Source organism: Streptomyces sp. NPDC020965 (genome assembly GCF_044333555.1).
GTDB lineage: Bacteria > Actinomycetota > Actinomycetes > Streptomycetales > Streptomycetaceae > Streptomyces.
Genome location: NZ_JBIRRE010000003.1, coordinates 81786 through 95248 on the forward strand (window position 1 = coordinate 81786; position 13463 = coordinate 95248).

The window sequence follows — 13463 nt, forward strand, 5'->3', positions numbered from 1 at the left end:
ACGACCGGGTGCCGGGCGGTACCCACGGCCGGCAGGCGGGGCGCCGGCCCCGGGGCCCGCGGACGGCACCGGGCAACGCCACGGGCCCTTACGGACGGGGGTCGTCCGCAAGGGCCCGGAGTGGCGCATCCCGTGAACCGGGAGGGAGCGGCGGCTCAGAACGGGAAGACCGAGCGGCCGTACTGCACCGAGATCCACTTCTGGGTGGTGAACGCCTCGATCATCGATTCGCCGTTCAGCCGCCCGCTGCCGGAGTGCTTCTCCCCGCCGAAGGGGACGATCGGCTCGTCGTGGACCGTGCTGTCATTGATGTGGATCATGCCGGTCTCGATCCGCTTGGCGATCCGCACACCCCGCTCGATATCGGCGGTGTGCACGGCCCCGCTCAGCCCGTACGGAGTGTCGTTGGCGATCCTGACCGCCTCGTCCTCCCCGTCGAACGGCACGATCAGCGCCACCGGGCCGAAGATCTCCTGACCCAGGATCGGCGAGTCGGTGGCGATGCCGGTCAGCACCGACGGCTCCACGAGATTGCCGGTGGAGCCCCCGCGCAGTAGCGCGGTCGCGCCCGCCGCCACCGTCTGTTCGACGAGCGCGTTGACGGCGTCCGCCTGCTGGGAGTTGATGAGCGGGCCGATATGGGTGGTGGGGTCGGCCGGATCGCCCACCTTCAGCGTGCGGACCTTGGCAACGAACTTCTCGGTGAACTCCTGCTCGATCGAGCGGTCCACCAGCACCCGGTTGGCCGCCATACAGACCTGCCCCTGATGCACATAGCGGCTGAAGACCGCCGCGTCCACGGCGTAGTCGATATCCGCGTCGTCCAGGACGATCAGCGCGCTGTTTCCGCCGAGCTCCAGAATGGCCCGCTTGAAGTTGGCCGCGCAGACCATGGCGACATGCTGCCCCACCTTGTCGGAGCCGGTGAAGGAGATCGCCCTGGGGACCGGATGGTCGATCAGCGCGTCGCCGATTTCCGCTATGTCGGTGATGACGACATTCAGCAGACCGGGCGGCAGACCCGCGTCCTCGAAGACCTTGCCGACGAGTGCACCACCGCAGATGGGGGTGTTCTGATGCGGTTTGAGAACGACACCATTGCCGAGCGCCAGCGAGGGCGCGACCGATTTGAGCGACAGCAGGAAGGGGAAGTTGAACGGGCTGATGACACCGACGACGCCGACGGGCAGCCGATAGACCCGATTCTCCTTGCCGTCCACCGGCGAGGGGAGAATCCGGCCCTCCGGGCGCAGTGCGAGCTGAATCGCCTCCCGGAGGAATTCCTTGGCCAGGTGGAGTTCGAAGCCGGCCTTGATATGCGTACCGCCGAGCTCCGCGATGATCGCCTCGGTGATCTCCTGCTCACGGTCCTCGATGATGCGCAGCGCGTTCTCGAAGACGGCACGGCGGGCGTACGGGCTGGTCTCGCCCCAGGCGACCTGAGCCCGCTCGGCGGCGCGATACGCCTGGTCCACCTCGCTCACCGTGGCGATGGTGATCGAGGCCAGCTTCTCTCCGTCGTACGGATTGAAATCGATGATGTCCCAGGAACCGCTCCCAGGTCTCCACTCGCCATCGATGTACTGGTACGCCAGCTCGGTGAACAAGGACATATGAACCGATTCCTTACCCGTCAGAACCTCGCAAACAGCTTTCCTGATAGCACGTCACTATACGTGCGGCTTACGTGAGTTGGAGTAGACCACGCAGAACATCTCGACTCTCAGCCGGATCGGGGCTGTCTTCCGCGAGGCGCGTCATCACCCTTTCGTACTGGGCGACTTCCTCCCGCTTGTCCAGATACAGCGCACTGGTGAGCTGTTCCAGATAGACGATGTCGGACAGGTCCGACTCCGGGAATCGCAGCATGGCGAAGGCGCCGCTCTCACCGGCGTGTCCGCCGAAGCTGAAGGGCATCACCTGGAGCGTCACATGGGACTGCTCGGAGACCTCGATGAGATGACGCAACTGGCCCTGCATCACCGAGCGATCCCCGTACGGGCGGCGGAGCGCCGCCTCGTCGAGGATCGCGTGCAGATGGGGCGTGCGCTCCGAGACCAGGACCTTCTGTCTCTCCAGACGCAGGGCGACCCGGCGATCGATCTCGGCCTGGGCGGCGCCGGGCATCCCCCGGGTGACGACGGCGTGCGCGTACGCCTCGGTCTGGAGCAGTCCGTGCACGAACTGGACCTCATAGAGGCGGATGTGGGATGCCGCCGCCTCCAGTCCCACATATGTCTGGAACCAGCCGGGCAGAACATCCCCGAAGCTGTGCCACCAGCCGGCGACATTGGCCTCCTTGGCGAGGCCGAGCAGGGCGCCGCGCTCGGTGTCGTCGGCGACGCCGTAGAGCGTCAACAGGTCCTCGACGTCCCTGGCCTTGAAGCTCACCCGACCCAACTCCATACGGCTGATCTTTGACTCCGATGCGCGGATCGAGTAGCCGGCCGCCTCCCGGGTGATGCCGCGCGACTCGCGCAATCTCCTCAGCTGCGAGCCCAACAGGATGCGCCGCACCACGGAACCGCCACTCGGCCCTTCGGCCCACGACTCGTCTGCGGTCACGACTCCGACCCTCCCCATCCCTCGTCGTCCATCTCGTTCGGTCCCCTACAGCGTGGGGCACCCCCGAACCCCAAGTGCGGGATTCTGCCACCAAAACACTTCAGCGCGTACTCGTTCGGTTACGGAAATGGGAAGCGCTTGGGGAGACCGTGAAAGAGTCACGAGGAAGATATGACCTGTTAACGGCACGCTCTTGGGCATCGCGGTCGCGTGCACGTGCATCTGCCCTTGCATCTGCCTGACGCATTCGGAACCATGGTCTTGCCGCACCTGCGTACTCGTTCGTGTCGTAACGCCACAGCCGCGATTCCCGGGAGTGCCTCGCATGGGGATGAATGGATCGACCATGCTAGAGCCGTTACGGCGGGGGCTTCCGCCGAGCGACCCGGCGCGGGCGTCGAACTCGGCCTCGTGCTCGCTGCCTCCCCGCTATGAAGCGGTGCGCGGCGCACGGCACTTCACCCGTTCGACCCTGGGTAGCTGGGAACTCGCCGAGCGCTTCGACGATGTGGCGCTGGTCGTCTCCGAACTCGTCACCAACGCGCTGCGGCACGCCCTGCCCGACGAGCCGGCCGCCGACTTCCAGGACCCGCCCGTACGGCTGCACCTGATGCGCTGGCCGGGACGGCTGGTGTGCGCGGTGCGCGATCCCAGCCCGGAGAGCCCCGGGCCGTCCTTCGACGGCGACGGATCGCCGTTCCCCGACCCGCGCGGCACGGCCGAGTCGGGCCGGGGGCTGTTCCTGGTGGACTCCTTCAGCGACACCTGGGGCTGGCACCCGCTCGCCGGCGCGCTGCACGGCAAGGTCGTGTGGGCGCTGTTCCGGCTCGGATAGGGCGCCAAGGGGGGCCGGGCCGACGAGCCGGGGAGCGGGCCCGGCTTCGGGGGGCGGGCCCGCTCCTCCTTATTCCTCTTCCGGTGGTGCCGGAGGCTTCTTCCGGTGGTGCCGGAGGCTTCTTCCTCTGGTACCGGAGGACTACTTCTGGCACCGGAGGCCGAACGCTCGGGATCCCACGCCCCCCGGCGGCCAGGCGCTGGGAATCAGACGCCGGGGATCAGATGGTCGAACTCGCCGTCCTTGACACCCAGGATCATGGCTTCGATCTCGGCGGGCGTATAGACGAGCGCGGGCCCGTCGGGATGCCGTGAATTGCGCATCGCGACATTCCCGCCCGGCAGCTTGGCGAACTCCACACACGCGCCCTGGGAGTTACTGTGCCGGCTCTTCTGCCAGACCACCCCATGGAGCTCTGTGGCCGCCATGCCGTTGTACGCGTGGTGCACGAGTCGCTCCCAGAGGTACAAGGTGCATGTGTCAACTGTCCCGGATCATAGCCCTGTTTCAGGTGCGGATGCATGAGCGTTAGCACGGGCAGATGCACGTGCACGAGGGGTATTCCCTCGGTTACAGCTTTGACCCCTGTACGGCGTCCACCATCACCGATCCGGGGGGGCCGACTTGCCATCGGCGCCGTCTCCGACGCGTGTTGGCCCCTCGCGGTGGCGGGTGCCAGCGGCCGGCCGAACCCACCGAAGAGAGAGACGCTTTTCGCACCGTCAAGGATCCATTGTTGGGCCAACCGGCCGCGCAATTCTTCCAACGGCCCCGGTCCGGCGCCCGTCACCATGGGTGCGGACGATTGTCGTCCGCGTTCCGGATATCCCCGGGATTCCTGCTGGGGCGGGGTGCGGGAGCCGTCCTGGTAGCTTGGCGCGGACTTCCAACCGACTCAGGGGGACAGTGACGTGCGCGTACGTACTTCGGTGACCGCGGCAGGACTTATCACCGTAGCGGCTCTCGTACTGACGGGATGCGGCAGCGATGACGACGGCGGTGACACGGCCAAGGACAAGGGCAAGGACACGGCCCCGACCGCGCCGGCCGAGAAGACGGACGGCGCCGACGGCGGTGCCACGGACGGCGAACTGACCGGCGCCTGGAAGGGCACGACCGACGGCAAGTCCGTCGATCTGGTGGTCACCGGCACCAAGGCCGCGCTGGTCGCGGCCGGTGATGCCTGTGCCGGAGAGGTGGCCGACCACGGCAAGCCGATGCTGTCGCTGAAGTGCGTCGGCGGGAAGAAGGACCGGGTGATGGGGACGATCGAGTCCAACGACGGCAAGACGCTCGTCGTGGCGTGGGACAGCGGTAAGAAGGACACCCTCGCGAAGGCGGCGGCGGGCGCGGAGCTGCCGTCGGGGCTGCCCACCGGCGCGCTGGACCAGCTCCCGAAGATGCCCTGACCCGAGCTGCCGGGCCGCGCCCGACCGGTGCCGTGCCCGCCCCGTCGAGGGCGCGCGGCCCCGGCCCGACGGCTTCCCGCACGCGGCCGGTCGGGCCCTGGTGCGCCGGGCGTCGGAGCCCCCGGCTGGGTGGTTCGCGCCGGCCGCTATCACGTGATGGGACCCGCGCATCCTGTAACTGGCCCCGGCCGGACGGCTCAAGGCGATCGCCCGTCATCCGCCCCTGACCCGGTCGTCGCCCCGGTCGTCGAGGGCGTCCGCCAGTTCGTCGAGCGCCTCGGCGAGGAGTGCGCCCCCGCTCCGCAGCACCGGGTGGTCGTCCTCCCACGCGGCGAGGGCCCGCTCCACCCGGTCCCAGCGCAGCGGCCGGTGGTCCCGTACCGCCTTGGCCGCCCGCTCGGTGTCCTGGCGCAGCGCGTCGGCGAGCGCACCGGCCTCCGGTACCGGATTCGCCGCGTGTACGGGGAGATGGGCCTCCATCAGCATGGCGCTGCGGCCGAGTTGGGCGAGCGCGTGCTCGGCGTGCTCGGCCCCGGCCCGGGTCAGTCCCCGGCTCCGTACCGGCTCGTGAATCGCCCGCGCCAGCGCGTCCTGCCAGGCGATACGGGCGTCCCGCGCGGCGAGCAGCGCGGTGCGGACCTCCTCCTGGCGGGCGGGGTGGCCGGGGTGGGCGTAGTGGTCGACCACGGCCGCCGCGTACCGGCCGTCGGCGGTCAACCAGTCGGCGAGGCGGTTGCGGAGCCGGGGCGTCTCCCAGGCCGGGTAGAGGGCGTACGAGATCATCCCGAGGATGCCGCCGAGGAGGGTGAGCAGGATGCGCTCGGGCACGGTCTGCCCGGCGTCCTCGCCGCCCATGCCGAGCAGGAAGACGACATAGGCGCTGACGCAGATGTTGGCGGCGACATAGCCGGTGCGCATCACGAGATACATGCCGAAGGCGCAGAGGACGGCGAGCGCGCCCGAGAGATAGGTGCCGGGGGTGGCCGTCTCCACCACGGCGGTGGCGACCCCGACGCCGACGACGGTCCCGCCGAGTCGGGCCACGGACCGGGCGTACGTCTGCGAGAAGTCCGGGCGCATCACCATGGCCGAGGTCAGCGGGACCCAGTAGCCGTGTCCCAGGGGGAGCGCGGAGCCGAGGAGATAGCCGACGGTCACCACGGCGGAGACCCGGACGGCGTGCCGCAGGATCGGTGAGCCCCGGCGCAGTTCGGCCCGGATCGAGCGGATGGCGCCGGGGATGAGCTTGTGGAGCGCCGGCCGGTCCCGGTGCGGGCCCTCGCCGGTGCTCTCGCCCTCCGCCTCCTCCACCACGTCGTCCAGGAGGGCGACGAGCCGGATCGCGGCGCGCCGGGGCGGGCCGCTGAGGACGGTGACGGTGTCGGGCGATCTGAGCGTGGCGGCGGCCTCCGGGGGGATGCGCACGGATTTCCCGTGCCGGATGGCGTGCGCGGCGCGGTCGAGCACGGTCGCGGCGGCGGCGAGGATCTCCCGGCACCGTTCCCGTTCCGGGCCCTCGGCGGGCACGCCCACGGCGGGGTCGGCGAGGGAGGCGAGCACGGGTCTGATGCGTTCGGCGACCCCGCGCGTCCCGTGCAGTTCAGCGGGGCGGCGGCGGGCCTGCCGGGGCGTGACGGCGGCGGCGCTGCGGGCGAGCATCAGCGGTTCGGGGTCGAAGGACGCGGTGGGGTCGTGCCGCAGCCGGCGGGCGTAGTCGGCCTCGGCGGCGAGGGCATCGGCGAGCGCGTCGCGCTGGGCGCCCCAGCGGCGTACGGGGAAGAGCACGATGAGCGCGGCCTGCACCAACCCGCCGGCAGCGATGACGGCGGCGTGCCCGGCCGCGGTGGCGACGGAGGTCGGCAGCGTGATCGTCACCAGCATGATGGCGACATTGGACGCGGCGATGATCCCGACGGTGGGGCCGACGGCCCAGGCGAGCCCGGCGACGAAGGTCCAGAGCGCGAGGAGCGCCAGGAAGAGCGGCAGTTCGAAGGCGGTGACGTAGCCGAGGAAGGTGGAGACGGCGAGGCTGCCACCGGAGGCGAGCGCGAGGACGGGTCGGGGGCGCCAACTCCGCTGGAAGGTGGCGATGGCGGCCTGGAACGCGCCGAAGGCGGAACTGACGGCGACGACGGGCCCGAAGAGGACGAGCGCGACACCGACGACGAGGGCGAGCCCGGCCGCACCGCGCAGGGCGACGAGGGGTTCGAGCCGCCGGCGTTCGAGGGTGAGGCCGGAGCGGGCGGTCTCCTTCAGCGCCCGGAGCCAGATCATGGGCTGAGATTAGCCCCGTTGATGACCTTTTCGGGCGATGTGTGGATGGTCGGGCGTGGGGGTGTCAGCGGGCCGGGGGCCTACCCCGGGCGCCCCGGGCCGCCCAGCCGCTTCCGGCCGCCCGCGACCTCCGCCCCGTCCGCCGCCGCGCGCCCCTGCTCCCAGCCGGCCTCGTCCGACCCGCCCCGGACCCGGGACGTGCGGGTCTCGGGGAACAGTTCGTCGGTACGGGCCGCCACCGCGACCTCCCGGGTGGCCAGGACGGGCAGCAGGTCGGGCTCGACCGCCACGCTCTCCGTGGCCGCCGTGAGCCGTTCGCCCAGTCTGGCCGCGTACGCCAACAGGAAGGACTGGCGGAACGTCTTCGTGCGCCTGCGCCCGCCCGCCCGCTGGGCCGCCTCCGCCCGGGTCATCGCCGTCGTGCCCTGGACCAGCAGCGATGTGTAGAGGAGTTCCACCGACTCCAGGTCCGCCTCGAAACCGACCACCGTCGAGAAGCCGAATCCGCTGTTCCACACCGCTCGGCAGCGGTTCGCGGACGCCACCGCGTCCAGCAGGATCGCCTTCGCCGTCTCGTACGGCGCGTCCACGCCGATCCGGCAGGCGGCGGGGGCGCTCGCCCGGTGAGGCAGCGCCGCGTCGTCCACGGCGTGCCGGGCCATCAGCTCCTGCGCCTTCGCCGACAGCGCCTCCGCCTCGTCCGGGTAGGTCGTCGCCTCGGCCTTCGCGAGCAGGGCGCGGATCCGGGCGAGCATCCGGGGTTCGTACCCGGTCATCACCACGAAGGGCGAGCCCGGGGCCGGCGCCACCGGTTCGATCGACGGGAGCCGGACCAGCAGCCGGTACAGCTCCAGCACCGCCGTCGCGTGGGAGAAGCGGTCGACGCGCCCGGCCGGTCCCGGCAGCTCCGTGAGCTGCGCCGTCCAGCGCGGCGCCAGTGCCTCGTACCGCCGCGACTCGGCGCGGATCAGCTCCGCCACCAGCCGTACGTGGTGCTCGTCCAGGTCTCTCCGTACGAGCCGGACGACATCGGCGGGCTGCCAGCCCCGCTCCCATGCCGTCCGCAGTAGTTCCTCACCGCGCCGGGCGAGTTCGGCGTCGGCCGACGGGGCGGCGGCGAGCAGGGAGGCCGCCGCGTCCAGGGGGGCGTCGCCCGATTCGTACAGCGCGGCCCTGAGCGCGTCGTCCACCGTGGTCATCACACCATCATCCCAGGTGGGGCGAGCGGCGCCGGTTCACTCCGGCCGGGGTCGCCGGGGAGACGGGGCGCGTGATTGACGTCCCGCGCCCTCCTCCGGGCGGGCGTGGCCGATGCTGGGATGGCATCAGTGGCGAGTGATCCGACACCCAGGAGGAACGGGCAGATGGGCACGAACAAGGACCGGATGCTGGCGGGCGAGTGGTATCTCCCGGACGACCCCGAACTGACGGCGGACAATCAGCGCCGCTTCGAGTTGTGCGCCGCGTACAACGCGAACGGGGGCGCTCCCGTCGAGGAGCGGGACGGCATCCTGACAGCACTACTGGGCTCGGTCGGCCGGGATGTGAACATCCGGCCGCCGTTCCAGTGCGACTACGGGAGCTACATCTCCATCGGCGACAACACGTTCGTGAACTACAACGCGGTCTTCCTGGACGTGGCTCCGATCACGGTCGGAGCGTCGGTCCAGATCGGGCCGAACGTACAACTCCTCACGCCCAGCCACGAGCTGGACACCGAACGGCGCCGGGCGGGGTGGGAGCGGGGCGAGCCGATCACGATCGGCGACAACGTCTGGCTGGGCGGCGGGGTGATCGTCTGCCCGGGGGTGACGATCGGGGAGAACACGGTGGTGGGGGCGGGGGCCGTGGTCACCAAGGACCTGCCACCGGGGGTGCTGGCGGTGGGCAACCCGGCGCGGGTGGTGCGCATCCTGGCCTGACTGGGGGCTGGGGGTGGCGGGTGGCGGGTGGCGCGGTTACGGGGCGGGGCGCGGTCGCGGGAGCCGGGCGGCGGGGGGGCTTGGCCGTGGGCGGTGGGGCCGGGGTGCGGTGCGGTCCGGTCCGGTCCAGTCCGGTGCGGTGCGGTGCGGTGCGGTCCGGTGCGGTGCGGAGCATCGAGTGCCGTGTCGCCGGCCGGTCCTCCCGGGCGTTGTCAGACCCTGCTGCAAGACTCGAACCCATGGGCGAACGGTGGGCTCTGGCAGTGGCGGAGGGGGACGGGGCGCGGCTCGTCCCCCTCCGCCCCGACGGGATGCCCGGGGGCCCGGTGCTGACCGCACCCGACCTGGTCGAGGCGGTCCGCTCGCGACCGGAGGTGGAGCGGTGGGTGTGGCGGTCCACCGCCGAGATCTATCCACGGCTGCTGGCGGCCGGTGTCCGGGTCGAGCGGTGTTACGACATCGAGAGCGCGGAGCAGCTCCTCCTCGGCCACGAGGGGCGGTTCGGCGAGCCCCGGTCGGCCGCGGCGGCCCTCGCACGGCTCCACGACCGGCCCGTACCACCCGATCCACCGCAGCGGTCGGCCGAGCCGGGCGCGCAGTCCTCACTCTTCGAACCACAGCGCGTCCCCGTCCCCCTGGAATCCCTCCTGGAGGTGTACGGGGCACAGCTCCGCCGCCACGACGCCGCCGAGCACCCCGGGCGGATGCGGCTGCTGACGGCGGCGGAGTCGGCCGGGGCGCTGGTGGCGGCGGAGATGAACCGCGCGGGACTGCCCTGGCGGGCGGATGTCCACCGTGAGGTGCTGCGCGAACTCCTCGGCGAGCGGTATGCGGGCGGGGGCGAGCCCCGGCGGCTGGCGGAGCTGGCGGACGAGGTGTCGGCGGCGTTCGGGCGGCGGGTTCGGCCCGACCTGCCGGCCGATGTGGTGAAGGCGTTCGCCGGGGCCGGGGTGAAGGTGCGTTCGACGCGCCGCTGGGAGCTGGAAGAGATCGACCATCCCGCCGTGCCACCGCTGATCCAGTACAAGAAGCTGTATCGGATCTGGGTGGCGCACGGCTGGAGCTGGCTCCAGGACTGGGTGCGGGACGGCCGCTTCCGCCCCGAGTTCCTGCCGGGCGGCACGGTCTCGGGCCGCTGGACGACCCATGGGGGCGGGGGCCTCCAGATTCCGAAGGTGATCCGCCGGGCGGTGGTCGCCGACGAGGGCTGGCGGCTGGTGGTCGCCGACGCCGACCAGATGGAGCCCCGGGTGCTGGCGGCGATCTCCCGGGACCCCGGGCTGATGGAGGTCGCGGGCGATGGGGGCGACCTGTACTCGACCCTGTCCGACCGGGCCTTCTCGGGCGACCGGGAGCACGCCAAGCTGGCGCTGCTCGGCGCGGTCTACGGCCAGACCTCGGGCGACGGACTGAAGAACCTGGCGGCGCTGCGGCGCAGGTTCCCGGCCGCGGTGGCGTATGTCGACGACGCGGCGCGGGCGGGTGAGGAGGGCCGACTCGTACGGACATGGCTGGGCCGCACCAGCCCGCGAGCGGTCAGCGCGGGAGAGGACGAGGAGGCGGGCATCCCCCAGGAGGGCCCGTCACCGGAGGCACCGGACGGCTCCGGAGGGGCGGGCCCGGGGGAGTTCACGCCGGGATACGCATCGTCGGACAAGCGGGCGCGGGGTCGGTTCACCCGGAACTTCGTGGTGCAGGGCAGCGCGGCGGACTGGGCGCTGCTGCTGCTCGCGGCGTTGCGGCGGGCGACCGCCGGGATGCGTGCCGAGCTGGTCTTCTTCCAGCACGACGAAGTGATCGTGCACTGTCCGGCGGAGGAGGCGGAAGCGGTGGTGACGGCGATCCGGGAGGCGGGGGAGCTGGCGGGGCGGATCACGTTCGGGGAGACACCGGTGAGGTTCCCGTTCACGACGGCGGTGGTGGAGTGTTACGCGGACGCGAAGTAGGGCCTTCCCGGCCTGCCCCGATGCGCCGTCACCCGGGGGCGCCGCCCCCCGGATCGCCGTGCCCGGCACCGGGAGCGCGAAAGCGACCCGAGTGCCCCCGGCAGTGCGGCGCACACCGTTACGGACGCTAGATCAACGGCGTTGGCCTGGCGCCGTACGGAGGCAGACGACGACGGGGGGCTCGGATGACACAGCACATCAGGATCACGGCGGACTCGGCACGGACGGGGGCGGGGACAGGGACAGGGGCGGAAACCACGGCGGCAGCGAAGGCGGGCGCCGGGACCGGGGCGGATCCGGGGGCGGAGGCCGGGACCGGCTCGGGGGCAGCGGCGGGGGCGGAGGGGGCCGGGCAGGCGGAGCGGCCCGCGAGCCCCGACGGCGCGGGAACCACCGAGGGCGGGGCGGGCACCGGCGACACCAGCGGCGCCCATGACGAGAGTGGTGCCCGTGGCGAGAGTGGCGACAGCGACAACAACGGCGACGACCGGGATGTCTCCGAGTCCGAGCAGCTCCTCTTCGGCGGCCCCCTCCGCTATGACCGCGGCTGGGACCAACACAGCGGCTCCTTCCTCGAACTGAACCTCCGCTCCATGCTCGCGCGGACCCCCCGGCTGATCGCCTACACGGTCCGGCTGGCCCACCGCGCCGACCCCCGGGCCCTGCGCCAGGTCGCGGGCGCGGAGCTGGGCGGCGGTATCGCCCAGGCCGTGGGACTGATCGCGGTCAATCAGGTCCTCATCCACCTCCTGGGCACGGGTGCCACCGGCGACCGGATCCGCGCCGCCGTACCCGCGCTGGTCGCCATGGCGGTCACCGCGCTGATCGGCGCCCTGTTACGGTCCGCCTCCACGTCCGGTACGGGACGGCTGGAGCCCAAGGTGTTCCGGGTGGCGACCGAGGAGTATCTGGAGCGGGTGGCCCGCGTCGAGCTAGCGGCCGTCGAGGACGAGGAGTTCCACAAGCTGCTGGAGTCCGCGCAGTGGGGCGCGGAGTCGGCGCGCCGGATGATCCGGTTCTGTACGTCGGTGATCACCGCCACGATCTCGCTGATCGCGGCGGCGGGCGTGCTGACCGTGCTGCACCCGGCCCTACTGCCGCTGCTCGCGCTGATGACGCTGCCCAGCGCCTGGAGTTCGCTGACGATCGCCCGGCGCCGCTATGTCTCCTTCCACACCTGGATCCAGCACGCCCGCGCGGGCCAGTTGCTGAGCCGTCTCCTCATCGACGCGCAGGCCGCGCCCGAGGTGCGGGTGCACAACATCGGCCCGTTCCTGCTGCGGCACTTCCGCACGATGGCCGAGACGGGCGAGCAGGAGCAGACCCGGCTGGCCCGGCTCGCGGCCCGTACCGGACTCATCGCCTCCGGCTGGACCGGGCTCATGGCCGCCGCCACCTACGGCACCCTCGGTCTGCTGCTGTGGACGGAAACCATGAATCTGGCCGTCGCCGGTACGGCCGTCATCGCCATCCGGACCGGGTCCGCCAACCTCGAAGCACTCGTGGTCCAGCTCAACTACCTCTACGAGGAGAGCCTGTTCGTCGCGGATCTGGACCGGCTCTGCCAGGAGGCCGACCGCCGTCTGATCCCCACGACCGGCAAGCCCCTCCCGGATGACGTGGCGGCCATCCGCTTCGAGAACGTCTCCTTCACCTACCCCGGCGTCGCCGAGGAGCCCGCCCTCGACCGGGTGAGCATCACCATCCCCACCGGCCGGACCATCGCCCTCGTCGGCAGCAACGGCAGCGGCAAGTCCACCCTGGCCAAACTGCTCTGCGGGCTGTACGCGCCGGACTCCGGCCGCATCCTGTGGGACGGGGTCGACGCGACGGAGGCCGATCGCACCGAGCTGTTCGACCGGGTCGCGGTCGTGCCCCAGGACTTCTACCGCTGGCCGTTCACCGCCCGTATCAATGTCGCCATCGGCCGCCCCGAGGCGCCGTACGACGACGCCCGGCTGAACGCGGCGGCGGAGTACGCCGGTGCCGACGAGACGATCGCCTCGCTTCCGCGCGGCTGGAACACCCTCCTCGGCCGGGGCTACAAGGGCGGCCACCAGATCTCGGGCGGCCAGTGGCAGCGCCTCGGGGTGGCGCGCGCCCGTCACCGGGACGCCCGCGTCCTCGTCGTGGACGAGCCGACGAGCGCGCTGGACGCCGAGGCGGAGCAGCGGGTCTTCGACCAGATCCGGGCGCTCGCGGACGAGGGCCAGACGGTCGTCCTGATCACCCACCGGCTGCACAGCGTCCGGCACGCGGACGAGATCTGCGTACTGGAGCGGGGGCGGGTGACCGAGCGGGGTTCGTTCGATGAGCTGATGGGCGTGGCGGACGGCACGTTCCGCCGGATGTATCTGGTCCAGTCGCGCCAGTACGCGCACGACGTCGCCGCCCCACCGCCGCAGCGGGACGGCGAACCGGAGTGACCGGGGCCACCCCCACGGCCGACGGCCGTGGGGGGCGGGCGCGCGGATAGGGTCGTACGGCACGTACGGCACAGGGCGTACCGCAC

The 13463-nt window shown here is 71.6% G+C and carries 10 protein-coding genes; 5 read left to right on the plus strand and 5 right to left on the minus strand.

All coding sequences use genetic code 11. The features are described from left to right. Nucleotides 1–155: 155 nt before the first annotated feature. Together ACH4S7_RS10805 and ACH4S7_RS10810 are read right to left on the minus strand one after the other, a co-directional pair. Nucleotides 156–1613: an aldehyde dehydrogenase family protein gene (locus ACH4S7_RS10805; protein WP_398520800.1), complete on the minus strand. Its 1458-nt coding sequence runs from the start codon at nt 1611–1613 to the stop codon at nt 156–158. A 70-nt stretch (nt 1614–1683) separates the two neighbouring features. Continuing rightward, on the minus strand, nt 1684–2583 hold the full coding sequence (locus ACH4S7_RS10810) for a helix-turn-helix domain-containing protein (RefSeq protein WP_398520801.1): 900 nt from the start codon (nt 2581–2583) through the stop codon (nt 1684–1686). 307 nt (nt 2584–2890) lie between these two features. Between ACH4S7_RS10810 and ACH4S7_RS10815 the strand changes: the two genes are divergently transcribed. Then, nucleotides 2891–3400: an ATP-binding protein gene (locus tag ACH4S7_RS10815; RefSeq protein ID WP_398520802.1), complete on the plus strand. Its 510-nt coding sequence runs from the start codon at nt 2891–2893 to the stop codon at nt 3398–3400. Nucleotides 3401–3606: 206 nt separating this feature from the next. Here ACH4S7_RS10815 and ACH4S7_RS10820 read toward each other — a convergent pair whose 3' ends face one another. Next, complete coding sequence (locus ACH4S7_RS10820) at nt 3607–3849, minus strand: DUF397 domain-containing protein (RefSeq protein WP_398521347.1); 243 nt, start codon at nt 3847–3849, stop codon at nt 3607–3609. Between the two features lie 462 nt (nt 3850–4311). Between ACH4S7_RS10820 and ACH4S7_RS10825 the strand changes: the two genes are divergently transcribed. Continuing rightward, nucleotides 4312–4809: a hypothetical protein gene (locus ACH4S7_RS10825; protein ID WP_398520803.1), complete on the plus strand. Its 498-nt coding sequence runs from the start codon at nt 4312–4314 to the stop codon at nt 4807–4809. Between the two features lie 213 nt (nt 4810–5022). Here ACH4S7_RS10825 and ACH4S7_RS10830 read toward each other — a convergent pair whose 3' ends face one another. Continuing rightward, nucleotides 5023–7083 carry an FUSC family protein gene (locus ACH4S7_RS10830; RefSeq protein ID WP_398520804.1) on the minus strand — a complete coding sequence of 687 codons (2061 nt, stop codon included), beginning with the start codon at nt 7081–7083 and terminating at the stop codon, nt 5023–5025. Between the two features lie 80 nt (nt 7084–7163). Beyond that, a complete protein-coding gene (locus ACH4S7_RS10835) occupies nt 7164–8282 on the minus strand; it encodes a DUF2786 domain-containing protein (RefSeq protein ID WP_398520805.1) in 1119 nt (372 codons plus the stop codon). 165 nt (nt 8283–8447) lie between these two features. Between ACH4S7_RS10835 and ACH4S7_RS10840 the strand changes: the two genes are divergently transcribed. The 3 genes from ACH4S7_RS10840 (at nt 8448) to ACH4S7_RS10850 (ending at nt 13377) form a co-directional block, all read left to right on the plus strand. Next, nucleotides 8448–9005 carry a sugar O-acetyltransferase gene (locus tag ACH4S7_RS10840; protein WP_398520806.1) on the plus strand — a complete coding sequence of 186 codons (558 nt, stop codon included), beginning with the start codon at nt 8448–8450 and terminating at the stop codon, nt 9003–9005. A 239-nt stretch (nt 9006–9244) separates the two neighbouring features. After that, nucleotides 9245–10951, plus strand: a complete 1707-nt coding sequence (locus ACH4S7_RS10845; protein WP_398520807.1) for a bifunctional 3'-5' exonuclease/DNA polymerase — start codon at nt 9245–9247, stop codon at nt 10949–10951. Between the two features lie 593 nt (nt 10952–11544). Then, a complete protein-coding gene (locus tag ACH4S7_RS10850) occupies nt 11545–13377 on the plus strand; it encodes an ABC transporter ATP-binding protein (protein ID WP_398521348.1) in 1833 nt (610 codons plus the stop codon). The last annotated feature ends 86 nt before the right edge of the window (nt 13378–13463 follow it).

Excerpts from the sequence above, each read along its gene's own strand:
- ACH4S7_RS10805 (WP_398520800.1), bottom strand. The coding sequence starts at position 1,613 with ATGTCCTTGTTCACCGAGCTGGCGTACCAGTACATCGATGGCGAGTGG.
- ACH4S7_RS10810 (WP_398520801.1), bottom strand. The coding sequence starts at position 2,583 with ATGGGGAGGGTCGGAGTCGTGACCGCAGACGAGTCGTGGGCCGAAGGG.
- ACH4S7_RS10815 (WP_398520802.1), top strand. The coding sequence starts at position 2,891 with ATGGGGATGAATGGATCGACCATGCTAGAGCCGTTACGGCGGGGGCTT.
- ACH4S7_RS10830 (WP_398520804.1), bottom strand. The coding sequence starts at position 7,083 with ATGATCTGGCTCCGGGCGCTGAAGGAGACCGCCCGCTCCGGCCTCACC.
- ACH4S7_RS10835 (WP_398520805.1), bottom strand. The coding sequence starts at position 8,282 with ATGACCACGGTGGACGACGCGCTCAGGGCCGCGCTGTACGAATCGGGC.
- ACH4S7_RS10840 (WP_398520806.1), top strand. The coding sequence starts at position 8,448 with ATGGGCACGAACAAGGACCGGATGCTGGCGGGCGAGTGGTATCTCCCG.
- ACH4S7_RS10845 (WP_398520807.1), top strand. The coding sequence starts at position 9,245 with ATGGGCGAACGGTGGGCTCTGGCAGTGGCGGAGGGGGACGGGGCGCGG.
- ACH4S7_RS10850 (WP_398521348.1), top strand. The coding sequence starts at position 11,545 with ATGCTCGCGCGGACCCCCCGGCTGATCGCCTACACGGTCCGGCTGGCC.